Here is a 23,814-nt window from a genome sequence, read left to right as displayed (position 1 = left end):
CGCGTTGAAAATCAAGGGCGCCGAAGCCGACGAGCTGGCAGGCGCGGTGCGAGCGATGCTTTCGCGCGCGCGTCCGCTCAATCTGCGCGACGGCGAAGTGCTCGACACTTGCGGCACCGGCGGCGACGGCGCCAGCACCTTCAACATCTCGACCGGCGCCGCGCTGATCGCCGCGGCGGCGGGCGTGCCGGTCGCCAAGCACGGCAATCGCGCGATTAGCGGCACAGTAGGCACGGCCGACGTGCTCGGGGCGATGGGCGTGAAGATCGATTGCGATCCGGAAGGGCTGAAACGATGCCTCGACGCGGCCGGATGCTGCCACATCTTCGCGCAAGCGTATCACCCCGCGTTCAAGAAGATCGCGCCGCTCCGACGCGAGCTGCGAATTCGCACCATCTTCAACCTGATGGGCGCGATCGGCAGCCCCGCGCGTCCGCACTTCCATCTGTTGGGCGTCGCCGAGGAAAATTTGATCCGGCCAATGGCAAACGCGCTCAACGCGCTCGGAACGCGGCGTGCGATGGTCGTGCATGGCGGCGACGGAATCGACGAAATAGCAATCAGCGGTCCGACCAGGGTCGCGGAACTTCGCAACGGCGAGTTGACGGAATACGAAATCACACCGGAGAGCCTCGGCGTCTCGCGCGGCGACCATCGCGCGCTGGTGATCAGAAATCTCGACGAGGCTGTGCGAGTTCTGCGCGGCGCGCTTGATGGCGGCGCGGGCCCGGCGCAAGATGTGCTCGCGCTCAACGGCGGCGCCGCCATCTACGTCGGCGGCAAGGCGTCGTCGCTGAAGCAAGGCGTCGATGAGGCGCGAGAAATCATCGCGAAGAGCCGCGCCCTGGAAGTCCTCGACAAAATGCGTCGCGCCAGCAACGGAATACAATGAGCTCGATACTCGACAACATTTACGCAGCCAAACGCGTCGAAGTGCGTGCCCGACGCGCAGTCGTGTCGCCGATGGCGATCGTCGCCGAGGCGGGACGTGCGCCCGAGCCGCGCGATTTCGTCACGGCGCTGCGCGCGCATCGTCCCGCGGTAATCGCGGAGATCAAGCGCGCCTCCCCGAGCAAGGGCGACATAATGCCGGGACTCGATCCCGCCAACGTCGCGCGTGAGTACGTCGCCGGCGGCGCCGTCGCGATCTCCGTTCTGACCGACGTGCATTTCAAAGGCACGCTCGACGATCTGCGTGCCGTCCGGGCCGCCGTGGACGTTCCGCTGTTGCGCAAGGATTTCATTTTCGAGCCGTACCAAGTTTACGAAGCGCGCGCGGCTGGCGCGGATTGCATTCTGCTGATCGCCGCGATGTTGAAAGAGGGGGAGCTGCGCTCGCTGGCGGCGCTGGCCCGCGAACTTGGCATGGCAACGCTGGTCGAATCGCATGATCCCGCCCAGTTCGCACTCGCTCAGAAAATCGGCTCTGAACTGATAGGCATCAACAACCGCGACTTGCATACTTTTGTGACCGACATCGCGGTGACCGAGCGCCTGCTCGCCGGCTACAAAGGTAACGCGTCGATCGTCACGGAAAGCGGAATCGATTCGCCCGACGATATTCGACGACTCGCCGCTGCCGGCGCGCGTGCGTTTCTTGTCGGCGAGAGCCTGCTTAGGGGCGGTATGCCGGGCGCGAAACTGGCAGAGTTGATGCGTGCGTTATGAAGGTACGCGTGAAAATTTGCGGCATCACGCGCGTCGAGGACGCGCACGCGGCGATCGCCGTAGGGGCCGATATGATCGGCTTGAATTTCTACGCGAAGAGTCCCCGCTACGTTGACGTCGAGCGCGCGCGAGAGATTCGCGCCGCAGTTGAATCACGCGCGGTGGTGGTCGGAGTGTTCGTAAACGCGGAGCGCGCCTATGTAGATGACCGACTGCGCGCGGTGTCGCTTGAAATGATCCAGTTCTCCGGCGACGAGGATGACGCGGCGCCCGCGGGCTGGCCGGTGCCGTCAATTGTCACGCGCCGGCTGAAGCAGGGCGATTTGTCCAGCGTGATGCCGCATCACGCCGACTATGTGCTGTTCGACGCTTTCAACGAGAAACTCTACGGCGGCAGTGGGAGCCGTATCCCGCTGGAGCAACTTCGCCGGCTTGACCTGAGCCGCGCGTTCGTTGCCGGCGGATTGAACCCCGAAAACGTTGCCGAGGTGGCCGCGCTCGAACCCTACGCGGTCGATTGCGCCAGCGGCGTCGAGTCGTCGCCAGGTGTGAAGGACCACGACAAACTGAGGAGCTTCGTCAATAATGCAAAACGTTCCCGATAGCCGCGGCCATTTCGGCCAGTTCGGCGGAAAGTACGTCGCGGAAACTTTGATGCCCGCGCTGTTCGAGCTGGAGAGCGCCTACAAGGCGGCGCGCCGCGATCCGAAGTTTCGCGCCGAGCTCGAGGAGCACTCGCGCGAGTTCGTGGGACGCCCGACGCCGCTCTACCTGTGCGAGAATCTCACGGCGCGGCTCGGCGGCGCGAAGATTTATCTCAAGCGCGAGGACCTCTGCCACACCGGCGCGCACAAAGTCAACAACACTCTGGGGCAGGCGCTGCTGGCGGTGCGTATGAACAAGTCGCGCATCACGGCCGAGACCGGCGCGGGACAGCATGGCGTCGCGACGGCAACGATGGCGGCGCTGTTTCGCCGAGAATGCGAAGTCTTCATGGGGTCGGTTGACGTCGAGCGTCAGTCGCTGAACGTCTTTCGGATGAAGCTGCTCGGTGCCAAGGTCACGCCCGTCGAGGGGGGTAGCAAGAGTCTGAAGGACGCGATGAACGAGGCGCTGCGTGATTGGATCGCGACCGTGCGCAACACTTACTACCTGATTGGCACCACCGCGGGACCGCATCCGTACCCGATGATCGTGCGCGATTTCCAGACGGTCATCGGGCGTGAGGCGCGCCGCCAGATTCTCAAGCACGAAGGGCGTCTGCCGGACGTGCTGGTCGCATGCGTCAACGGCGGCTCGAACGCGATCGGACTTTTCTACCCGTTTATCAAAGATACCAATGTGCGGATGATCGGCGTCGAGGCCGCGGGTCTCGGCATCAGCGGACCGCATCATGCGGCCACGATCACTGCGGGCAGCGTCGGCGTTCTGCACGGCAACAAGACTTACCTGCTGCAGGACGAGCTCGGACAGATTCGCGAGACGCATTCGATCGCCGCGGGCCTCGACTATCCGGGCGTCGGCCCCGAGCATTCGTGGCTGAACGACGTGGGCCGTGCCGAATACACCTCGGTTACCGACGCCGAGGCGCTCGACGCATTGAAGACGCTGTCGGAGACTGAGGGAATCATCCCGGCGCTCGAGAGTTCTCACGCGGTTGCGCACGCAATCAAGCTGGCGCCGCAAATGGCGAAGGAACAAGTCATGATCGTGAATCTGTCGGGCCGCGGTGACAAGGATATGCAGACGGTCGCCAAGGCGTTCGGAGTTACGGTGTAGCCATGGCCTCGGCGCACAGAATCAAACGTAAGTTTCGCGAGCTGCGCGCGCGCGGCGAGGCGGCGCTGATCCCGTTCATCGTGGCCGGCGATCCCGATATGGACACGACGCGACGACTGGTGCTCGAACTCGAGGCTCGCGGCGCCGACTTGATCGAGCTGGGGGTGCCGTTTTCCGATCCGATGGCTGACGGACCCGCCAATCAGCGCGCGCTGGCACGCGGACTTGGCGCGGGCGCGTCCTTGGCCGCCATACTCTCGATGGTGAGCGAGCTGCGCGCGCAAACGCAGATTCCGCTGATACTGTTCGGCTATTACAATCCGATTTTTCACTACGGATGCGAGCGGTTGTGCGCGGACGCCGCACGGGCGGGCATCGACGCGTTGCTGGTAGTCGATCTGCCGCCGGAGGAAGCCGGCGAGCTCAAGCGGCCCGCGCGCGCCAGCGGCCTCGATCTCATCTACCTGCTCGCGCCGACGACGCCGCTCGACCGAAGCCGCGCGATCGCGCGGTCGGCCAGCGGCTTTCTCTACTATGTGTCGGTGACGGGAGTTACCGGCGCGCGTGCGCATCTAGACACCGGCATTGCAGAGCACATGCGCGACCTTCGCAGCGTGACCGATCTGCCAATCGGCGTCGGCTTCGGCATTTCGACTCCCGAGCAGGCCGCCGAGGTCGCGACGATGGCGGATGCGGTCGTGGTCGGCAGCGCGATATCCTTGTTGATCGAGGCGCACGCCAAGTCCGGCGACGTGCCTGAGGCGGTCGGCGGTCTGGTTGGCGCAATGAAAGGTGCGATGAAGTCGGCGCGCCGAATCGAGCGCGCTCCCGCAGCGGAGAGTTCAGATGGCTGAGCGCGAGCAAACGCCAGTCTCGACGCAGGCGGCCGCTGACGACATCTGGTCGAAGTGCCCGTCGTGCAAGGAGATGGCGTTCCGCAAGGAAGTGGAGCGCAATCTGAACGTGTGCCCCAAGTGCGGATATCATTTCCGCGTCACCGTGGCGCAGCGGCTGTCGATCAGCGTCGATCGCGGGACGTGGCGCGAGCTGATGGCCGAGATGGCGATTGGCGATCCGCTCGGCTTCGTCGATTCGCGGCCGTATCCGAAGCGGATGGAACAGGCGCGGGCGAGCAGCGGGCGCAACGACGCGGTGGTGGTTGGGCTCGGCAAAATCGAGAATCGGCCGGTGGCAGTTGGCGTGATGGATTTCGAATTCATGGGCGGCAGCATGGGCGTGGTGGTGGGCGAGAAGCTCGCGCGGCTGTTCGACATTGCATGCGAGCGCAAGCTGCCGGTGATCGCGTTCGTCGCGTCGGGGGGCGCGCGCATGCAGGAAGGCGCGCTCTCGCTGATGCAGATGGCGAAAGTCTCGTCGGCGATCGGGCGATTCCGCGATGCGCGCCTGCCGTACATCTCGGTGCTGTGCGATCCAACCACTGGAGGAGTCGCGGCATCGTTTGCGATGCTCGGCGATTTGAATATCTCGGAGCCGGGAGCGCTGATCGGTTTTGCGGGTCGCCGGGTCACGGCGCAGACCAGCAACCAGGAGCTGCCCGACGATTTTCAGCGCGCCGAGTTCTTGCTCGCCCACGGAATGCTGGACGCTATCGTCCCGCGGCACCAGATGCGCTTCACGCTAGCGCGAATCCTCGCGATGCTAACCAGGCCGCGCGGCAACCGTGGCGCGCCGGTGCCCGGAACCAAAGGCAGGCACAAGCGCTCCGCGACGTAAACGGAACGCAGGCGCTAGAGGTCAGGCTGCAGGTCTGATGTTCTGATTCAGCCGGGACAGATTCCCAGCGCGACAAACGCTTTAGCATTTAGCTTCTCGATCAATTTCAACAAGGAAACCAGCACTCAAAGTACGAGCGCGGCCGCGTAGCGAAGTCCCATCCAGATTCTCACTAGCAGGGCGCGCAACAAAGCAAAAGCCGAGCGAAATTTCTTCCGCCGGCGTGTGATAGCCGCTAAACTTCCCGCTTACATGGAACAGCTCTCGAAAACGATCGACTGGCTCTATTCGCTGGAGGCGCGCGGGGAGATTTACAAGCTTGAGCGGATGGAGGCAGCGCTTGATCTCATCGGCAATCCGCATCGCAAGCTTCGCTCCGTGCATATTGCGGGCACCAAGGGTAAGGGTTCGGTGGCCGCTATGCTTGATAGTTGTTTGCGGCAAGCGGGATACAGGACCGGGCTTTATACGAAGCCGCATCTTGTGAACCTGGCGGAGCGAACGCGGATTTCGGGCGCTGAAATTCCGGCGGTGCTGATGCTTGAGTATATCGAGCGGCTGCGCGCGATTTACGACCGCGCGGGCATGGCGCTCACCTTCTTCGAGTTCACCGTTGCGATGATGTTCCTGTACTTCGCAGAAGAGAACGTCGATATCGCGGTGGTCGAGACTGGACTTGGCGGGCGGCTCGATTCGACCAATGTCGTTACGCCGATTTTGAGCGTTATTACGCCGATCGGTTTCGATCACATGGAATATCTCGGCTACACGATCGCGGCGATCGCGGGGGAGAAGGGCGGGATTATCAAGAACGATGTCCCGGTCGTGGTTGGCGTGCGCGACCCGGAAGCGCGGCTCGTGCTGACGTCGATTGCCGGACAGCGTGGAAGCGCTGTACGACTGATCGATCGCGATTTTTCATATAAGTCGCGCGCGCCAGCGCATCGATTGGACTACCACGGCCTTGGGCTGGAGCTGCGCGATCTCGAGATTGGGCTCGCGGGGCCGTTTCAGCATGAGAACGCCGCAATTGCGGTTGCTACTCTCGAGGCGCTGCGGGCGCAGGGCTGGCGAATCGATGGGGACGCAATCCGGCGAGGCATCGGAGAAATTTACTGGCCGGGGCGCTTCGACGTCGTGTCAAAGCGGCCGCTCGTTATCCTTGATTGTGCGCACAACGAGATGAGCATTGCCGCGTTGCTCGAAACGATGAGCGTCGAGCTCGGCCCCGAGGTTAGGCCGCGCCTGATATTCGGATGCCAGTCGGCGAAGGAATGGCCGCGAATGGCCGCGATGCTCGCTCCACGCGTGCGCGACGTAACCTTGACGCGGGCCAAGCCGAAGAGCCCTCTGGAGCCGGAAGAACTCGTCGCGCATTTCACGGCGCATTGCCCCGCGCGCGTCGAGCGCGATCCGATGCGCGCGATGGAGCGCGTGATATCCGAATTGGCGCCCGATGACGTGGCACTCGTTACGGGATCGGTGTATCTTATCGGCGAAGTTTACCCGTTCTTTCTAACGCGGGAGGGGCGAGTTGGGTTGTTTCCTGAAGCCGGCTTTTAAAGGAATCGCGATCGCGGTGGTGTTGGCCGTGATGCTTTCGCCGGCTATCGCACGTGCCGACGCTCCCGCTGCCGAGCCGGCGAAGAAGAAATCTGGAATTCCCAGCCCGGTCCGCGCCGAGCATGAGGAACCGGTCAACGTCACCGGCCAGGAAACCATCTACGACTCCAAGACCGACACCTTCGTGGTGAAGGGCGACGCCGTCATGACTCAAGGCGGCAGCGTGCTAAAGGCCGACGAGATCGACATCATGCGCCGTGACAGGCAGGCGCGCGCGATTGGGCATGTGCATCTGATCGATCCCGAAGTCGAAATGTGGGCGACCGAGGGCACAATCGATATGAACAATGAGACGATGGTGCTTTCCAACGCCAAGGTGCTGGCCAAAAAAAATATTTACCATCTTGAAGGCAAGCAGATCATCAAGCAGGAAGGGCAGACCTACGAGGTAAAAAACGGATTCTTCACGACCTGCGGATGCGAGAAGGGCACGCCGTCATGGTCGATAAACGCGGAGCACATGGTGGTGAACATGGGCCACACGGGTACCGCCACCAATGCCACCTTCAACGTGGCCGGCTACCCGCTAATTCCGACGCCGTATCTGATCTTTCCGGCCGACTCGGATCGCCACAGCGGCTTCCTGAGCGGGCGCGAGGGCCAGTCGGGACTGCGCGGCTTCCAGTGGCTGCAACCGTACTATCTGGCGATCAACAAGAGTTCCGACGCGACGGTCGCACTCGATATTGAGACCTCGCAGCGGGTCGGCGGGCTGGCCGAGTACCGCCTGGCCAACGGCAAGGACGATTATTTGTGGGTGGATGGCTCGTTCTACAATGAGTCGCTGCGGTCGGATGCAAATCGCGTGGACGACGTGATCGATCCGCAGATCGCCGATCCGCACATCCCGGTCAACCGCTACGGAATTATCGCGATGACGCGACAGCATCTCACGGACAATCTGATCGCATACGGCGACACGGTTTCGGTAAGCGACAGCTTGTTCCTACGCGAGATGGATGTGTGGACGTTGTCGCGCGGCTATGCGACGACCAGCTTCGGCTCGATGGTAAATGCGGTCTCGAATTTCGGCTTGCTCGATCAATTCGAAAACGCCTACGCGCGGCTGCAGGGTACCTGGAATCAGGATCTGATTCAGCCGCAAGAGTTCGCGTTGCAGCGGCTGCCCGATCTGACGGTGGTCGGACGCCAGGAACTGTTCAACAACCTGATGTTCGCGGACTACGACGCGGAGGCGGTCAACTTCTACCGCTACCAGGGGGTCGATGGCGGGCGATTCTCCGCCAATCCCCGGATTACGCTGCCGTGGCGTTTGGGCGACTACGCCTATGGTTACGGGACCGTGGGTTCGCAGGCCGTGCTCTATGACACGGCAGGACGCAACCTCCATATCATTCCGGTCGGAAGCACCCCGGCGGTTCCCAACCCCACTTGCGCTGACGGTGGCGGCACGCCGCTTACGTTCAACAATTGTGTTTCGCTGAGCCCCTTCAACTCCGCGGGAACAAGCGCGCGAATTGTCCCGTACGCAAACGCCGGAATATCAACGGTCCTCGATCGCGTTTACGACGCCGGATGGGGCCCGGTCGAGAAGCTCAAAAATACTATCGAGCCGTTCGCCAGCTACGCCTACGTGCCGCGCATCTACCAAGGCAATCAGCCCTTGTTCGATCAGACCGATCGTCTGAACGCGCGCAGTCTCATCACTTACGGATTCACCACGCGACTGTTCGCCAAAATGAAGGACGAGGCTCCGGAGGAGACGACTACCGACGCCACCCCCACTGAAGGAATCTCCGATACCGAATCGACTGGTGGGCCCTTCCATGAAGATCCGCTGGCGGGTGCGATCGCGCCCCGCGGCGGAAATATCGTCCGCGGCGGAGAGCATTCCCAGGAGCTCGGCTCCCTCACGATACAGCAGGCGTACGACATCTCGCACGAAGTGGCAACCGATGGATCGAAAATCTCGGACATCGAGGGGCTGCTGAACATTTATGCGACCCAGATCGCAACGCTAAGTTCGCAGCTCGACTACAATCCACGCTCGCATTCCGGCATCACCTTTGCCAACGCAGGGCTGACTATTCAGCCGCCATGGGCCACCAACGAAGCGTCGGCAATCTACATGGGCAAGGCGCTACAAGGCTCTTTCATCCAGTTCGCATACAACTACGCCAGCCGGAACGCCACCGTTTTTCAGGCGACTAGCAAAAACGCCGCGCAGTTCGTATCGGGACGCGCGTACACGGACGTATTCGATCGCCTGGGCGTTTACATAGCACCCAGCTACGATCTCGCGGACAACCGAATGCTCTCGACCGAGTACGGCGTGCGGCTGAAATCTCCGTGCGACTGTTGGGCGGCTGACCTCGGAATCACCGACTCAACCAATCCGAATGAAGTGCAGATCCAGTTCCAGTTGACGCTGGGCGGTTTGGGTTCGGTGGGACGCAGCCCGTTCGGGCGCAATCCGTTCCAGACGCAGGGCTTGATCGGCTCGCCAACCGGAGTGCTGCCGAACTACTGAACTTTCGAGTGCTTGAAAATAGAACTTCCGGCTCAGCCTCGTATTCCAATTACCAAAGCTAGCGCAGCGATCCTAGTGATCGTCGCGGCGATCTTGCTTGGCCAGCGCCTGCACGCGGTCTCCCATCGATACGACCAGTTCGATTTCGTCGTTTTGTACGGCTGGTGGACCGACTACTCGAGCGGCGGCGACCCATGGACCGACCTGCGTGGGCCGATGCATGGTTGCAACTATACGCCGGCTTTCGTCGAGGTATTTTCACCGCTCGCACGGCTCGACCAGAAAGCCGCGTTCTGGATCTGGCAGGCCGCGCAAGTCCTCTGCATGGTGACCGCCGTGTTATTACTGGCGCGCGGGAATGCTTCGCCGCTCGGCGCAGCGCCGACGACCATCGTGCTTTCGCTGGTGCTGATGTCGCGCCCGTTCACCGGCGCGTTGATATGGAGCCAGATCGCACCGATGTTGTTAGCGCTGTTGTCCGGGGCATGGTTCTGCGCGCGGCGGCAGCGCCCGGCTGCCGCCGGACTGTGGCTGGCGCTCGCGGCGTTGCTGAAACTTTTTCCCGCCGGGGCTGCAGGATATTTTTTGTTTGGCCGTGATTGGCGTGCGCTCGGCTGGGCGATCGGCTTTTTTACCGCCGGCGTACTGCTAACGAATCCCGCCCGCTGGCTCGAGCTTGTGACGCAGGGACTGCCGATCGCGTATCGCATCACAGGGCACGCCGGACTGACCGTGCTCTCTTTTGTGCGACAAAGCGTAGCGCACTTCGCTGGTACCAGGACCCGCGCCGAGCCGCTTTTCGCAGTCTGGGGATTCACCGCGCTCGTCGACTTCGCGCTGCTCGCAATCGCCGCTGTGCTCACGATCGCCAGCCGCGGGCGCGCCGATCTCGACGGTCTCCTGTTCGGACTGTGGGTCGCGCTTGCTCTTCTGATGTCGCCGCTTGCGTGGAGCCAGGACACGCTGCTGCTGCTGCCCGCGTACGTGTTCGGGCTGCGCGCTGTATGGCAGGGTTACCAGCCCCGTGAGCCGGCCCGTAACGTCGCGCTGATCGCCGGCGGCGCGATGCTCGCGATCTGCATCGTGACCGGCTTGATCAAGGCGGTGCCGCATCCGGGATTTCCGGTGCCGGTGACTGCTTACCTCGGTGCCGCGCTGATCTTCAGGGCGCGGATGCGCTCGGAATCGACGCCCAGTGAAGCTCAAACCTGGCGCGAACGGCAGTCCTAGAAGTACAGCAATGCGAGATCGGTAAGGATCCACAGCGCGACCGCGAGCATGAGCGGCCGATCGTGGATCAACGCGTCGGCCGGGTCGCCGCCTTCGTTGCGCTCGTCGATCAGGTACAGGTAGCGCAGGATTCCGAATGCGACGAACGGCACCGTCAGATAGAGATGCCGGGTTCCGAGCTTGGCCTCGACCTCGGCCGACGCGGTGTAAATCATGTAGCTGACGAGAGTTGCGCCGGCGACGAGCGAGATCATCTGATCGACCAGCCGGACACTGTAATCCGAGAGCGCGCTGCGATGAGCGATTGCGTCGTCGCCCAGAGCAATCAGTTCGTGGCGTCTGCGCGCCAGCACCAGGAACAGCGCCAGCACGAACGTGATGAACACCAGCCACGGCGAAACCGCGACGTTGATCGCGACGCCGCCGGCGAATGCGCGAAGCACGAAACCGATCGCAACCGCGATCACGTCGATGATCACCTGGTGCTTGGCCCACAGCGAGTACACGAGCTGAAGCACGGCATACAGCACCGCGATGCCCACGAACGCGCGGCCGAGTAAGATGCTCAGCACGACGGCGATCACCGCGAGAGCGAGTGCGGCCCTGCTTGCGGCGGCAACGGTGAGATCGCCGCGCGCCAGCGGGCGGTCGCATTTTTCGGGATTCAGCCGATCGGCCTCGCGATCGGCGATGTCATTCAGCACGTAGCCGGCGCTCGAGAGCGCGCAGAATGCGACAAACGCGACTGCGGCGAGCACGACGTCGTGGAAAACGAACAGACGCTGGCCGAACATCAAAGCAGCCAGCACCAGCGTGTTCTTGAGCCATTGACGGGGCCGCACAAGGCGAACTATCGCGGCCAACTGGCCGGCGCTCCGGCTGTCGTTCAACTTGGTCGCGGCGTTCACTGCCCTTCCTTGTATAGGTCCGCGCTTTGCCGTCGCAAGATGGCGCCGACACTTGACCTCGCCCCGCGTTTGCGAAAACAGTACCGCTCGATGAGTACTTCGACGCAGGAAAAAACCGGACCGTCGGCAACGGTCGAGCTCGTTGGCCTGAAGCGGTTTCTCGATGAGCACAAGCTCGGCGATACCGGTGCACTCAGGTCAGAAAATATCTCGTTCGGCCATTCCAACGAGGTTCACCTGATTCATTTCGACGGCCATTCATGGGCGCTTCGACGCCCGCCGCGTGGGCCGTTGCTGCCGACCGCGCACGACATGATGCGCGAATATCGCGTGCTCAAGGCTCTGCAGGGCACCGCCGTACCGGTGCCGCGCGTGTACGCCGTGTGCGACGATCCGTCGTACATCGGCGCGCCGTTTTACCTGATGGAGTATGTGCGCGGCGACGTCGTGCGCGCCGACAACAAGCATTTCGCACAGACACCCGAGCTTCGCCAACGAGTCAGCGAGCAGATGGTGGACGTGCTCGTCGCGCTGCAGGAGGTCGATTGGCGCGCGGCAGGTCTCGAGGGTTTCGGGCGGCCTGACGGCTATCTGGAACGACAGCTCAAGCGATGGACCGATCAGCTCGAGCGCACGGTACCGCACACGCGCCCGCTGCCCGTGATGGAGAAAGTGAAAGAGTGGCTCCGCGCGCGCATCCCTGAGTCGCCGGCGCCGACGATTGTCCACGGCGACTACAAGCTCGACAACGTGATGTTTGATCCGAACAGCGCGCGCGCGATCGCCGTGCTGGATTGGGAGATGTCCACGATCGGCGACCCGCTCGCGGACTTCGGCTGGATGCTGACCTACTGGCCCGACCCGACCGACCGCGCGTCGGGCGGCGTGATCGCCAGCATGCAGGCTGCCGAAGGATGGCTGACCCGGCGCGAGATGATCGATCGATACGAGCACCGCACCGGGCGCGCGATGCGCGACTTCCCATTCTACCAGGCATTCGCGCTCTTCAAGCTCGCGATTATCATGGAGGGCAGCTACGCGCGATTCGTGCTCGGACAGGCCGACGATCCGCTGTTTGCTGGCAGCAAGGAGCGGGTGCCGGCGCTTGCCGACGCGGCGTGGTCGGTGTGCAACTCGGCGTCACGTCGCTAGCGAGTGGCGGCGCGGAAGATCGATCGCAACCAGGCGCGCGCTTCGGGATACTGCTCGACGTCGAGCACGAATTCCTGGCCGGGATAGGCGGACTGCAAGCGCATATAGATCTCGCTGTCCGTCCAGCGGCTCGGATTCGAGTGATAGGTGAGGGGAGGGCGCCCGCGCGGCTCGAACCATCGCGGCAGCCGCCACACCGAACATCGCATGTCGGTCTCAGTGAGAATCAGCTCTGGTGCGACTCGCTCGAAGATCCCGCCCCCAACGGCATCGACGCCAATTGACGAGAGACGGTCGCTCGCGAAATAGAGGGTGTTGCTTTTGTACTCGAGCTTGCGCGGCGCGAGATGCGGATGTCCGGCGGCCCACGGCTTTTCGGCGGCTGGGCCGCTAGTGGCTCCGGCCACGCACCCGACTTGGAGCCATCCGAAGATGACGTGAAGTATCCGCGCATTGCGGACGAAGCGGAACGTGCCGCCTACCTGCTCGGCTTGTCGAAAGCATCCGAAGAAGAGGAACAGATCGCCGCGGCTTATTTTCTGGTTCGCGAGATGACCCTGCGCGGCCGCGGCCTGGCCGAAGATCGGGCGCCATCCCGGGGCGCGCGCTATCGCGTCGCGGCGCAAATCCGGATCGAGATGCGCGCCGTCGCCCCGCCTGACTCGGCCGCGGGTCAGGCCTTCAACAATCTGCGCGATTGGCGAACCGCTAAATGGAGAGATTTCCGCGTAGGCCGTCGGCGCGCCGGGATCCGGAATGGGAAGCGAGCACAGGCGGTCATCCAGGATTGGGCTCGGGCATCCGCCATGCGCCGAGTCGAATCCCTTGCGGCTAAAGATAAGCTTCATCGGAGTCGTATCGCGCCGCCATGCTATATTTCTCGACGAACTCCCGCGACAAGGAAAATTACCGATGCCTGATTCTGATCTGCTCGCCGAACTGGCGCGCTTTGTTGAACGCATAACCGCGATCGCGCGGACCGGGCTTGCGTTCAAGCCCGACGGCTTCGACTCTGAACGCTACGAGGAATTGCTCAAAGAGGCCGCGCGAATGCATTCGGTCGTCGCAGGCGGGAGCGACGCCGACGCGGAAACATTGCGGCGCCGATGGCGCGAGCAGGTGATCGCCGGCTACGAGGGATACGTCACAGCGGCGGTGGGATGCGGCGTGAGCGTTCAACGAGCGCGACGAAATTCTTATGATCCAGCGGCCGGCCGGTAAATGGTGGTATCCCACCGGGTTCTGCGATGTCGGCGTATCGCCTGCCGAGAACGTTGCCAAGGAAGCGCGCGAAGAGACCGGGCTTGTCATTGCGCCCGAACGTTTGATCGCTGTTATCGACAACAAGAAGTACGGCTCGCCCGCGCGCCATATCTACTCGATGCTTTTCTATTGCCGAATCCTCGGTGGTGAGCTGAAGGCGAATCCGCTCGAGGCTATGGCCGCCGGTTTCTTCCCGCTCAACGATCTGCCGGAGCCGCTGCACGGGATCGATCGCAAGTGGATTGCGCTGGCCCGGGAGTTTCACTTCGGCGGCCGCGTCGCGCCGTATTTCGATCCGCTGTGAAGTGCTAGTGAGTATTCGCTTCGGCCGGGGTGCCGACTACCTGGGCTTGCATCGGCGGCGATACGCCGCCCGTGCTTGCGCCGATTGAGATGATCATCATCCCCTGCTCGTAGCGCGGGCCACCGACGATCAACGTCCCGTTATTCTTGAGCTTGAGGTCGGTGGTCATCATCGGGCGCGTGCCGTCGAACAGCACGATCTCCATCGCGATCATGTCGTTGTCGATTGCGCGCGGTTGCACGTGAAGAATCTTGCCGCCCGGCAGCGTGAACGCGATCATCTTGCCGCAATCGGTCTGCCCCTCGTTGTGACCGATCAGGCTGTAGGTCGAGAAGCCGAACAGGCCGCGCAGCTTCTTATCCATCGGGCCTAGCCGCGGGTCGGTGCCCTCGTTGGTGTCCGCCGCCATGACCGAGTCGATGTAGACGAACACCTGCTTCGGCGCCGGCTGTGCATACGAAAGGCCCGGCGTTCCAAAGGCCGTTATCGCGATAATCAGGAAGGTGAGGCTACCGGGGCGCAGCGTCATGGCGACCTAAGGCTGATCCGGCAACCAGATGACCGTAGTGTCCCGGCGCGGCTCGCTCCAAACTGCAACCGAATGGTTCTCCGACTCGAGCCGCGAGATGTCGGCGTGAGAATCGTTATCCGCCATCGTAGGCTCGTTGGCCGTCGCTTGCGCCACCTGATTTGCCGCCGGCGCGGCTTCGTGTTCCGCCGTCGCGATCGCTGTGGTCGAGTTCGCGCCTCGATTCGCGAACTGCCGAGCATACGGGGTCATCAAAATTATCGTCATGACGGCGACCGCCGCTACTGCGCCGCTCCACGCGAAGCCGGTACCGACAGAATCCGCCTGCCGCCTGAGGAAGCGCGCGATTCTCGTGAACACCGGCTGCGGCAGCCGATCGACGCGAGCGATCACCGCGCTCGAGAAGCCGGCCAGCGAAGGCTCGGCCGCAATCGATCTGAGGTCTCGTCCGAGCGTCGAGTAATCGGCGAGGATGCCCGTGCAGGATTCGCATCGCGCCAGGTGGAACGCGACTTCCTGCATCTCGTTGGGTTCGAGTTCTGAGTCCTCGAACGCGCCGAGCATCATACTTATTTCACCGCATTCAGCCATTTTCGCTCAGCCCCCGGCCACGTCCTTCAGGATGTTCCGCAGGTGCGTTCGCGCATAGTGCAACCTGCTCATGACCGTTCCTCTTGGGCACTGCAAAACGTCGCTAATTTCGTCGTACGACATTCCTTCGACTTCGCGTAGAAGTATCACTGCACGATGTTCTGGCGTCAACTCCTCCAGCGCTTGCTTTAGGCGCGCTGACAGTTCACTGCGGCTGACTTCCTTGAATGAGTCTCCCGAGGTGGTCGGCAACTTGCCGATTTCGGTTTCGGCATCTTCTCCGTGAAGGACCACGTGGCGTCCCTCGCGGCGCCAGAAATCGATCGCGAGGTTGGCCGCGATTCGATAGAGCCAGGTTGAGAAGCTCGATCGCGATTCGAACTTCGACAGGTTTTCATAGGCGCGAACAAAGGTTTCTTGCGCCAGTTCAATCGCGTCATCCTGATTGTGCACCACCGCCAGCGCGACGCCGACCACTCGTCGCTGGTATCGTTCCACCAAAACGCCGAATGCCGCCGAATCGCCCTTACGGGAGCGTTCGATAAGTTCGGCTTCATCACCGTCCTGGCGGCCTGGTGTTCTCAACTTGAGTAGACGCAGGGGCGGGCGACTAAATTCAGCGAATTTTTCACGCCGCGCCGCTCATCTCGGCCCAGTTTGGACCGGATTTCAGCTCCACCTTGAGTGGAATTTTGAGTTCGGCGACCCCCTCCATTTCGCGTTTTGCCAGCGCCGCCGCCTCCACCCACTCCTCTTTTGGCGCTTCCAGCAGCAATTCGTCATGCACTTGCAGGATCATCCGCGCGCCGAGTCCGCGCTCTCGCAGCCCTCTGTCCAGCCGTATCATAGCGAGTTTTATCAGGTCTGCCGCCGTGCCCTGGATGGGTGTGTTGATGGCGATTCGCTCCGCCTGCGCCCTGGCGCCGCCCGGCTGCGCGTTCAGCTCGGGCAGGTAGCGCCGCCGCCCGTACATCGTCGTTACGTAACCCGTCGTGCGCGCGATGCGAACCGTTTCGTCGAGCCAAGCGCGCACTCCGGGCAGCCGCTCGAAGTAGCGCTTGATGTAGTCGGAAGCTTCCGCCAGCGCAATCCCGAGCTCGCCCGCCAGCCGTTGCGGACCCATGCCGTAAATGATTCCGAAGTTTATCACCTTGGCCAGCCGCCGCGCCTCGGCATTGACTTTGTCGGGTGTGACTCCCAGCACCTCGGTCGCGGTCCGCACGTGGATGTCCTCGCCGGTCTTGAACGCATCGACGAGAGTCTTGTCGCCTGAGAGATGAGCCATCACGCGCAGATCGATCTGTGAATAGTCGGCGGACACGAAGACGCATCCCGGCTTCGGCACGAACGCGCGGCGAATCCTGCGGCCTTCGACGCTGCGAGTTGGGATGTTTTGCAGATTCGGATCGCTCGAGCTGATGCGTCCTGTCGGCACCAGCGCCTGATGCCACGTCGTGTGGATTCGGCCGGTGCCAGAGCGAATCACCTCGGACAGCGCGTCGGCATAGGTGGATTTCAGTTTCGAGATCGTGCGGTATTCGATCAGCTTGCGCGGTAGCGGATGCACCGCGGCCAGCTTTTTGAGCGTATCGGCGTCGGTCGAAAATCCGCTCTTGGTTTTTTTCAGGCCCTTGGCCGACAGCTTGAGCTCGGTAAACAGAATCTCGCGAAGCTGGATGGGCGAGTTGAGGTTGAACTCGCGGCCCGCCAGCTCATAGCACTCGTGCTCGAGCCGATTCATCTGCTCGGCAAATTCCTTCGAAATGATCTTGAGCGCGTCGCCGTCGATGCCGATTCCAACAGCCTCCATCTCAGCCAGTATCGGCGCGATCGGCATCTCGATCTCGTTGTACATCGAAGTGAGGCCGTCGGCTTCCAGACGCGTCGCCAGCGCTTCGCGAAGATTTCTCACCAGCGCCGCATTGGTGCCCGGCGGACTGCTGGCGCCCAGCGGCGCGAGGTACTCGTGATAAAGATCGGTGAGCGACGGCTCCCCTTGTCCTGAATTGATGAGAAATCCCGCGAGCATCGTATCGAAATCGACGCCTTTTAGAGCGATTCCATGACGCGCGAACGCTGCGATTTGATTTTTGAGATCGTGGCACGATTTGGGCGGTCGCTCGGAGCTGAGCAAGGACGCTGCGCTTGCAATCCCGTCATGCTCGACGACGACTGTTGTGTCGGCGCTCGCGAGTTGCAAAGCCTCCTGACCGCCCCCAGATGCGGTGAGATCAACTGCGATTCGTGGCGTGCTGGCGAGAGTCTTGAGCGCTTCCGCGAGATCGGTTCCGCTGACGGTCGCTGCTGGCTTCGCATTCGCTTCCAGGCCGGGAAGGTCGACCTGCGACGGCGAGATCTCGCGCAGGATCGAATGGAACTCCAGCTCGCGCAGCAGGTCGGCGGCCGCATGCTCGTCCACCCCCTGCCACGCGAACTCGTCGGGCTCGACTTTGAGCGGCACATCCGTTTCGATGCGCACCAATTTTCGCGCGAGGTCCACCGCCGCGCGATGCTCAGCGAGCAGGCCAGCGATTTTCTTCGCCCCGCGAATTCCAGCTTCCTCGATATGGTCCAGGTTCTCGTAGATCCCCTTCACTCCGCCGAACTTCTGAACTAGCGCCGCGGCCGTCTTCTCGCCGACGCCCGGCACGCCTTTGATATTGTCAATTGTGTCTCCCGTCAGTGCCTGGATATCGATTAGCGCCGCCGGCTCGACGCCGAAGCGCTCGCGCACCTCGCGCGCGCCGATCCGCCGATCGCGCATCGTGTCCCAGAGCGTCACGTGCGGCCCGACCAATTGCATGAAGTCCTTGTCCGCCGTGATCAACGTCACGACGAAGTCCTCTTCCGCCGCGCGCTTGGCGAGCGTGCCGATCACGTCGTCAGCCTCGAAGCCCTCGATCATCAGCGACTTGATCCGAAACGCATCGACCGCGCGATGGATATACGGAATCTGCACGATCAGATCGTTCGGTGCCTCGCTGCGGTTGGCCTTGTATTCGGCGAACAGGTCATCGCGAAAAGTTTTTTTCGGCGAGTCGAAAACGATCGCGATATGCGACGGGCGCACGTCCTTCAGCAGCTTCAGCAGCATCCTGATGAAGCCGTAAACCGCCTGGGTCGGCAGTCCGCGCGACGTATTCATCGGCGGCAGCGCATGAAACGCGCGGAAGATGTAGCCGGAGCCATCGACCAGAATCAGTTGCTTGCGTTCCGCGGCCATTAGTCGAAACTATCCGATACGGTTCGCAAAGCAAAAGCATCGCGAAAGCAAGTCGAAAAACATCGCCTGCCGAAGATCGTCGTATTGACAGTTTGGCGTGGCGTGTTTAATTAGTCGGTTGCCCTGTGGTTGATCGAATTGCCGTGCGGGTCACTTCGTCAATTTACTGGAAACAGATGCGCCATCTCGGCGGCTCTGGAATCGGACGACCTGAATGATTGAGGTTAAAAACCTAACTAAAGCCTACGGCAACTTTGTCGCGGTAAGAGACGTATCGTTCAAAGCCGAGAACGGTTCGATCCTCGGCTTTCTCGGCCCCAACGGCGCCGGCAAAACCACGACGATGCGCATCATCACCGGCTATATGCCGGCGACGGCGGGCACCGTGCTGATTGACGGGCTCGATATCTTTTCGCAGTCGCTTGAGGCGCGCCACAAAATTGGCTACCTGCCCGAAAATCCTCCGCTGTATCCCGACATGCGCGTCGAGGCCTATCTCCGGTTCGTCGCGAAACTCCGCGATATCCCGCGCGCGAAGATCGAGTCGGCGCTCGAGCACGTGCTCGACGTTTGCGGACTGACTGATATGTCGCATCGGATTTGCGGCCAGCTCTCCAAGGGCTATCGGCAGCGCGTTGGCCTGGCACAGGCGTTGATTCACGATCCGCCGGTGCTGGTGCTCGACGAGCCGACGATCGGCCTCGACCCGCGCCAGATCCACGAAATTCGCGCGCTGATTCACAATCTCGCCGGCAACCGGACGGTCGTGCTCTCGACGCACATCCTGCCCGAGGTCTCGCAGATATGCGACAAGGTCGTGATAATCGCCGACGGCCGCGTGGTGCTCGAGGAATACCTGAAGAAGCTCCCGGCCGGAACTTCGCTCGAAGATATTTTCCTGAACGCGATCACCAAGGAGCGTCACGACGACGGAGCGACGGCCGAGGAAACGCTGGAGGAGGTTGGAGCGGGGCATACCTAGGCAACCCGTGCCGCTCGAATGAAAACTTCTCTGACAATCGCGGGCAAGGAGCTCTCGGGCTATTTCCTGCAGCCGGTCGCCTACGTCGTGATGACGGTGTTCCTGCTGCTGGGCGGCTTCTTTTTCTTCGCGCTGCTGCGTTACTTCGAAGTGACGCTGACGGCCTACGCCGCGATGCAAAATCCCGAAGTTTTGCAGAAACTCAATCTCAACGAGCGCGTGATCGAGCCGATGCTACACAACCTCGCGATCGTGCTCGTCATCCTGGTGCCGGCGATCACGATGCGGAGTTTTGCCGAGGAGAAGCGAACCGGCACCTACGAGCTTTTGTTGACCGCGCCGATCCGCACCGGCGAGATAGTCGCAGGAAAGTTTATCGCGGCCGCGGCCTTCATGCTGATCATGATCGGCTTGGCCGGGATGTTTCCGCTGATCCTGGTAGCCTTCGGCAATCCGGAAATCGGCGTGATGTTCTCCGGCTATCTGGGGCTGGCGTTCCTGGCGATCTCCTTCGTCTCGATAGGACTGTTCACCAGCTCGCTCACCCAGAATCAGATCATCGCGGCGATCAGTTGCTTCGGCCTGCTGCTGTTGCTGTTCGTCATATCGTGGCCGGCGCAAGCGGGCGGGTCGTCGTTTTCGGGCTTGCTGCGCTATCTCTCGCTGCCGGACCATTTCGCGCAGATGGTCACCGGCATCATCGACACGCGCGACATCATTTATTTCCTGAGTCTCATCTTCGTGGCGCTGTTCTTGACCCAACGCTCGGTCGAGTCGGCGCGCTGGCGATAAGGTAGGGGGCGGATGCGGCGATCGGCGGCGCTTTACGGAATTCTCGGCCTGGTTCTGCTCTCGTTCGGGCTGGTTGACTATTTTGTTTCGAGCGGCTTCCGGCTGTTCGTGTGGGTCAATTTGGCCGGTGGCATCTTCGCGATAGTCCTGTGGATCACCTCGAGCCGCTCTGAGCTTGCTTCGATCACGACCGGGCGCTCGGCGCGCTACGGCGCCAACGCCGCCGTCTATTCGGTTGCGTTCATCGGGTTGCTGGTCGCGATTAACTATATCTCGTCGCTCCATCATACTCGGCTCGACCTGACAACCGAGAAGGTTTACAGCCTTTCGAGCCAGTCGGTGAACGTGGTCAAAGGTCTGCAGAAGCCGCTGAAACTTTACGGCTTCTTCCAGGGTGGCGAGAATCCCGCCGCGCGCGAACTCTACGAGACGTTTGCGTACTACTCGCCCAAGCTCACTTACGAGCTGGTCGATCCCGACAAGCATCCCGAGCTCGCCGAGCGTTTCAAGGTGTCGGCAATGGGCACCACCCATCTGCAGTACGGCGGGACCGACAGCGGCGAGGGCACCAACGTCACCGAGCTTACGGAGGAATCTCTGACCAACGCGATCATCCGCGCGACCAGGAGCAGCAAGAAGGTGATCGAGTTCCTCGACGGGCACGGCGAGGCGGATCCCGACGATGCGGAAACCCAGGGGGGGTACGGCACTATCAAGAAAGATTTGGAAGGCGAGGGTTACGAGGTTCGCAAGCTCGAGCTCGCGCAATTGCCCAAGGTGCCTGACGACGCGAACCTGGTCGTCGTCGCGGGACCGATCAAGCCGATTGGCCAGCATGAGATCGACGCGCTGAATGACTACCTGAAGCATGGCGGGCGCATGATAGCGATGTATCGGCCACAGCGCCCCGACAATCCAATCGACGAAGACGCGATGGTGAAGCTGGCGGGCGACTGGGGCGTCAAGGTCGGCAACGATATCGTGGTGGACCAGGTGGTGCGGCTGTTCGAAGGTCCCGCGCTCGGGCTCAATCCTTTCGTGCAAAACTACGGCGACCACCCGATTACGAAGGACTTCAAGCAGCGCACGATGTTCCCGATGGCACGATCGCTTACCGCTGAACCAAATCTGAAAGCGGGGCTGACCGTGACGCCGATCGCGAACACCAGCGATACGTCGTGGGCGGAGGTCGATCTCGACACGCTGTTCCGGCAGCAGAAGGCCGAACTCACCGCCAAGGACACGCGCGGACCGATCGCGGTGGTGATGGCGGTGGACGGCAATCTCGAGCAACTCGGCTTTGGTAAAGGCGATGCGCGCGTCGTGGCGTACGGCAGCACCGAGTTTGCCGACAATCAATACGTGACGCAGTTTTTCAATCGCGATTTTTTCATCAACAGCGCCGACTGGCTGACCGGCGAGGAAAATTCAATCTCGATCAGGCCGCGCTCGATTCGCGCGTCGCGCTTTCGCTTGACCGAAGGGCAGTTCTCGATCGTGTTCGCTTTCGCTGTGCTGCTGCTGCCCGAGATGCTGCTGATTGCCGGGATCGTTGTGTGGTGGGAACGGCGCAATTGAGGAGTCCCGCGACTGCAACCTGAGCTCCGATGCGGCTGCGCAACACCATTATCGTTCTCGTCCTGTTCGCGATTGTAGGCGGCTACGCCTTTATCGTCGGCCGTTATTCCCAAACGGAGGCGACGCAGAAACTGCTCGACGTCAAGCAGGACGATATCGCGAAAATTGAGCTCAAGTATTCCGACCGCGACATTGTGCTCGAGCGCGACAAGGGCAAGCCGTGGCGGATCGTAAAGCCAATCGGCGCGGATGCCGATCAGGCGCAAGCCGGCAACCTCGCGCGTGCGATCGCCGATGGCGTGCTGGTTCGCACCGTGGATGACAAGCCGGCGGACCTCGCCCCCTTCGGGCTCAAGCCCCCGACTACGACCGTCACGGTCACGACCTTCGACAACAAAACCCCGCCCTCGATCGAAGTCGGAAAGTCTACGCCGATTGGATTCAACACTTACGTCCGGCTCTCCAACAGTCCGGCGGTGCTGCTGACGGAGGGCGCGTTCTCGGCCGGGATGAACAAGACGGTCAACGATTTGCGCGTGCGCGACCTGATGGCGTTCAAGCTCGACGACGTTCAGAAGCTGACAATCGCGCGCGACAACGGGCAAGCTGTGGAAATCGATCGCGACGGCGACAACTGGAAGATCGTCAAGCCCGCGGCGTACGGGGCCGACGACACCGCGGTCCGGATGGCGCTCAGCACGCTGGTCAATGCGCGAGCGTCGGACTTCATTTCCGATGCGCCCGCCAACGTCAATCAATACGGCCTTGAAAAACCGCATCTGACGGCGACAGTGGTGCTCAAGAACGGCGAGCAGCAATCGATGCTGTTCGGCTTCAAACAGAACGAGCAGGGCAAGAGCGGAATCTACGTGCGTCGTGGAGAGCGCGCTCCGGTTTACGCCGTGGCCGAATACGTGATGACGAGCCTGGATAAGTCGCCGCTGGATTTTCGCGACAAGACTATCGTGAAGTTCGATCCCGAGTCGGTCGAGACCGTCAAGGTCAAAAACAGCGACGGCGAGTTCACGCTAAAGCGGGCCGCTGGCGGCAAGTGGGACGTGATAGTTGGCGGCAAGACGTCGGAGGGTGATATTCCGGTGGTCGAGCGGTTGCTCAATCAGTTCCGCGATCTGAAGGGCGAATCGATAGTCGCCGATCCGATGCCGAGCGCGCAGCCATTCGGTCTCGACAATCCAGCGCTCGAAATCACGTTGACAGGCAAGGACGGCAGAGAACTCGGCACAGTCAGGCTCGCGAAGATCAGCGTTAAGCCAACCGTCCCGGCAATCCCTGGCGAACCCCCGCAGCGGACCGAGTACTACGCGAATTCAAGTGGAAGCAAAGCCGTGTACTCGCTGAGCGATTTCAGCTTCGCGCAACTCAACAAGCCCGCGCCGCTGTACATGGCCAACGCGCCAGCATCGGCGGCACCGCAAGCGGCGGCGTCTCCGGCGAAGTAGAGACTGTTAAGATTCGGCGATTACGTGGGCGATAGCCTGGGCGGCGGTGTGCGTGATGCTCAGGTGAAAGCGCGTGATTTGTTTTCTTTGCGCAAAGGCGGCGGCCTTGCCCGACAGCGCGATGGTCGGCGCTTTACCGCGCTCGCGCACGACTTCGATTTCGCTCCATCCGACGTTGCGGTTCCATCCCGTGCCCATCGCTTTCATCGTCGCTTCCTTGGCGGCGAAGCGCGCGGCGTAGCTCTGGTAGCGGGGACGGCCGCGCGACTCGCAGTAATTGATCTCGCCGGGGGTGAAGACGCGGGCGCGAAAGCGCTCTCCCGTGGCGGGCCGCGTGAGTGCGCGCTCGATGCGTTCGACCTCGATGACGTCGATTCCGGTGCCTGCGATTTGGCTCATCGCGAACGAGTATTAGCCGCGCCGCGCGCGGTTTCAATTGTGCCCGATTGAATCAATCAAATACTTGCGGCGCGATAAGTGCGGATTCTATTGTTCATTCAGAATTCG

Annotated in this window: 23 protein-coding genes; 16 read left to right on the top strand and 7 right to left on the bottom strand. The window is 61.9% G+C overall.

Annotated features, from left to right (window positions below):
* The 9 genes from trpD to VJX68_RS00750 form a co-directional block, all read left to right on the top strand.
* Window positions 1-892: anthranilate phosphoribosyltransferase (gene trpD / locus VJX68_RS00790; protein WP_324093728.1), on the top strand; the 892-nt coding region annotated here is incomplete at its 5' end.
* Window positions 889-1,668, top strand: coding sequence for an indole-3-glycerol phosphate synthase TrpC (gene trpC / locus VJX68_RS00785; protein ID WP_324093727.1), 780 nt, complete (start codon window positions 889-891; stop codon window positions 1,666-1,668). The genes trpD and trpC, both read left to right, overlap by 4 nt.
* On the top strand, window positions 1,665-2,273 hold the full coding sequence (locus tag VJX68_RS00780) for a phosphoribosylanthranilate isomerase (protein ID WP_324093726.1): 609 nt from the start codon (window positions 1,665-1,667) through the stop codon (window positions 2,271-2,273). Before trpC ends, VJX68_RS00780 begins: the two co-directional genes overlap by 4 nt.
* Window positions 2,254-3,447, top strand: a complete 1,194-nt coding sequence (gene trpB, locus VJX68_RS00775) for a tryptophan synthase subunit beta (protein ID WP_324093725.1) — start codon at window positions 2,254-2,256, stop codon at window positions 3,445-3,447. Before VJX68_RS00780 ends, trpB begins: the two co-directional genes overlap by 20 nt.
* Window positions 3,448-3,449: 2 nt before the next feature.
* A complete protein-coding gene (gene trpA, locus VJX68_RS00770) occupies window positions 3,450-4,301 on the top strand; it encodes a tryptophan synthase subunit alpha (protein ID WP_324093724.1) in 852 nt (283 codons plus the stop codon).
* Window positions 4,294-5,181, top strand: a complete 888-nt coding sequence (gene accD, locus VJX68_RS00765; protein WP_324093723.1) for an acetyl-CoA carboxylase, carboxyltransferase subunit beta — start codon at window positions 4,294-4,296, stop codon at window positions 5,179-5,181. The genes trpA and accD overlap by 8 nt, the downstream gene beginning before the upstream one ends.
* A gap of 252 nt (window positions 5,182-5,433) precedes the next feature.
* The gene (locus VJX68_RS00760) at window positions 5,434-6,744 is read left to right on the top strand and encodes a bifunctional folylpolyglutamate synthase/dihydrofolate synthase (RefSeq protein ID WP_324093722.1); all 1,311 of its coding nucleotides are present in this window, start codon (window positions 5,434-5,436) and stop codon (window positions 6,742-6,744) included.
* A 16-nt stretch (window positions 6,745-6,760) separates the two neighbouring features.
* Window positions 6,761-9,295, top strand: a complete 2,535-nt coding sequence (locus VJX68_RS00755) for an LPS-assembly protein LptD (RefSeq protein WP_324093721.1) — start codon at window positions 6,761-6,763, stop codon at window positions 9,293-9,295.
* Between the two features lie 75 nt (window positions 9,296-9,370).
* Window positions 9,371-10,525, top strand: a complete 1,155-nt coding sequence (locus VJX68_RS00750) for a glycosyltransferase family 87 protein (RefSeq protein WP_324093720.1) — start codon at window positions 9,371-9,373, stop codon at window positions 10,523-10,525.
* On the opposite strand, the gene VJX68_RS00745 is transcribed toward VJX68_RS00750, so the two are convergent.
* Entirely contained in the window at window positions 10,522-11,433 is a 912-nt protein-coding gene (locus tag VJX68_RS00745; RefSeq protein WP_324093719.1) for a decaprenyl-phosphate phosphoribosyltransferase, read from the bottom strand. The two genes, VJX68_RS00750 and VJX68_RS00745, sit on opposite strands and share 4 nt — an antisense overlap.
* A gap of 90 nt (window positions 11,434-11,523) precedes the next feature.
* On the opposite strand from VJX68_RS00745, the gene VJX68_RS00740 reads away from it, so the two are divergent.
* Window positions 11,524-12,585 carry a phosphotransferase family protein gene (locus VJX68_RS00740; protein WP_324093718.1) on the top strand — a complete coding sequence of 354 codons (1,062 nt, stop codon included), beginning with the start codon at window positions 11,524-11,526 and terminating at the stop codon, window positions 12,583-12,585.
* Here the strand turns inward: VJX68_RS00740 and VJX68_RS00735 are convergent.
* On the bottom strand, window positions 12,582-13,433 hold the full coding sequence (locus VJX68_RS00735) for an Nmad3 family putative nucleotide modification protein (protein WP_324093717.1): 852 nt from the start codon (window positions 13,431-13,433) through the stop codon (window positions 12,582-12,584). The genes VJX68_RS00740 and VJX68_RS00735 overlap by 4 nt on opposite strands.
* A gap of 64 nt (window positions 13,434-13,497) precedes the next feature.
* Here VJX68_RS00735 and VJX68_RS00730 point away from each other — a divergent pair, with 64 nt between their 5' ends.
* Together VJX68_RS00730 and VJX68_RS00725 are read left to right on the top strand one after the other, a co-directional pair.
* Window positions 13,498-13,806, top strand: a complete 309-nt coding sequence (locus tag VJX68_RS00730; RefSeq protein WP_324093716.1) for an NUDIX hydrolase N-terminal domain-containing protein — start codon at window positions 13,498-13,500, stop codon at window positions 13,804-13,806.
* Window positions 13,784-14,152 carry an NUDIX domain-containing protein gene (locus VJX68_RS00725; protein ID WP_324093715.1) on the top strand — a complete coding sequence of 123 codons (369 nt, stop codon included), beginning with the start codon at window positions 13,784-13,786 and terminating at the stop codon, window positions 14,150-14,152. The genes VJX68_RS00730 and VJX68_RS00725 overlap by 23 nt, the downstream gene beginning before the upstream one ends.
* Window positions 14,153-14,156: 4 nt before the next feature.
* Here the strand turns inward: VJX68_RS00725 and VJX68_RS00720 are convergent, their stop codons facing one another.
* Genes VJX68_RS00720 through polA form a run of 4 tightly spaced genes read right to left on the bottom strand, consistent with a single transcriptional unit; the run spans window position 14,157 to window position 18,495 of the window.
* Window positions 14,157-14,681: a hypothetical protein gene (locus VJX68_RS00720; protein WP_324093714.1), complete on the bottom strand. Its 525-nt coding sequence runs from the start codon at window positions 14,679-14,681 to the stop codon at window positions 14,157-14,159.
* A gap of 6 nt (window positions 14,682-14,687) precedes the next feature.
* Window positions 14,688-15,272 (bottom strand): anti-sigma factor family protein, encoded by a 585-nt coding sequence (locus tag VJX68_RS00715; RefSeq protein ID WP_324093713.1) that lies wholly within the window; start codon window positions 15,270-15,272, stop codon window positions 14,688-14,690.
* 6 nt (window positions 15,273-15,278) lie between these two features.
* A complete protein-coding gene (locus VJX68_RS00710) occupies window positions 15,279-15,857 on the bottom strand; it encodes a sigma-70 family RNA polymerase sigma factor (RefSeq protein ID WP_324093712.1) in 579 nt (192 codons plus the stop codon).
* Between the two features lie 43 nt (window positions 15,858-15,900).
* Window positions 15,901-18,495: a DNA polymerase I gene (gene polA / locus VJX68_RS00705; RefSeq protein ID WP_324093711.1), complete on the bottom strand. Its 2,595-nt coding sequence runs from the start codon at window positions 18,493-18,495 to the stop codon at window positions 15,901-15,903.
* A 214-nt stretch (window positions 18,496-18,709) separates the two neighbouring features.
* Between polA and VJX68_RS00700 the strand changes: the two genes are divergently transcribed.
* Genes VJX68_RS00700 through VJX68_RS00685 form a run of 4 tightly spaced genes read left to right on the top strand, consistent with a single transcriptional unit; the run spans window position 18,710 to window position 23,307 of the window.
* Window positions 18,710-19,477, top strand: a complete 768-nt coding sequence (locus tag VJX68_RS00700) for an ABC transporter ATP-binding protein (RefSeq protein WP_324093710.1) — start codon at window positions 18,710-18,712, stop codon at window positions 19,475-19,477.
* Between the two features lie 18 nt (window positions 19,478-19,495).
* Window positions 19,496-20,269: an ABC transporter permease subunit gene (locus VJX68_RS00695; RefSeq protein WP_324093709.1), complete on the top strand. Its 774-nt coding sequence runs from the start codon at window positions 19,496-19,498 to the stop codon at window positions 20,267-20,269.
* A 12-nt stretch (window positions 20,270-20,281) separates the two neighbouring features.
* Window positions 20,282-21,847: a GldG family protein gene (locus VJX68_RS00690; protein ID WP_324093708.1), complete on the top strand. Its 1,566-nt coding sequence runs from the start codon at window positions 20,282-20,284 to the stop codon at window positions 21,845-21,847.
* 29 nt (window positions 21,848-21,876) lie between these two features.
* Window positions 21,877-23,307: a DUF4340 domain-containing protein gene (locus VJX68_RS00685; protein WP_324093707.1), complete on the top strand. Its 1,431-nt coding sequence runs from the start codon at window positions 21,877-21,879 to the stop codon at window positions 23,305-23,307.
* 6 nt (window positions 23,308-23,313) lie between these two features.
* On the opposite strand, the gene acpS is transcribed toward VJX68_RS00685, so the two are convergent.
* Complete coding sequence (gene acpS, locus VJX68_RS00680) at window positions 23,314-23,706, bottom strand: holo-ACP synthase (RefSeq protein ID WP_324093706.1); 393 nt, start codon at window positions 23,704-23,706, stop codon at window positions 23,314-23,316.
* Window positions 23,707-23,814 lie beyond the last annotated feature (108 nt).

Source organism: Binatus sp. (SeqCode) (assembly GCF_035272065.1).
Taxonomy (GTDB): Bacteria; Desulfobacterota; Binatia; order Binatales; family Binataceae; genus Binatus.
Note: the sequence above shows the minus strand (reverse complement) of the source record. Positions and strands in the feature narration are given on the sequence as shown.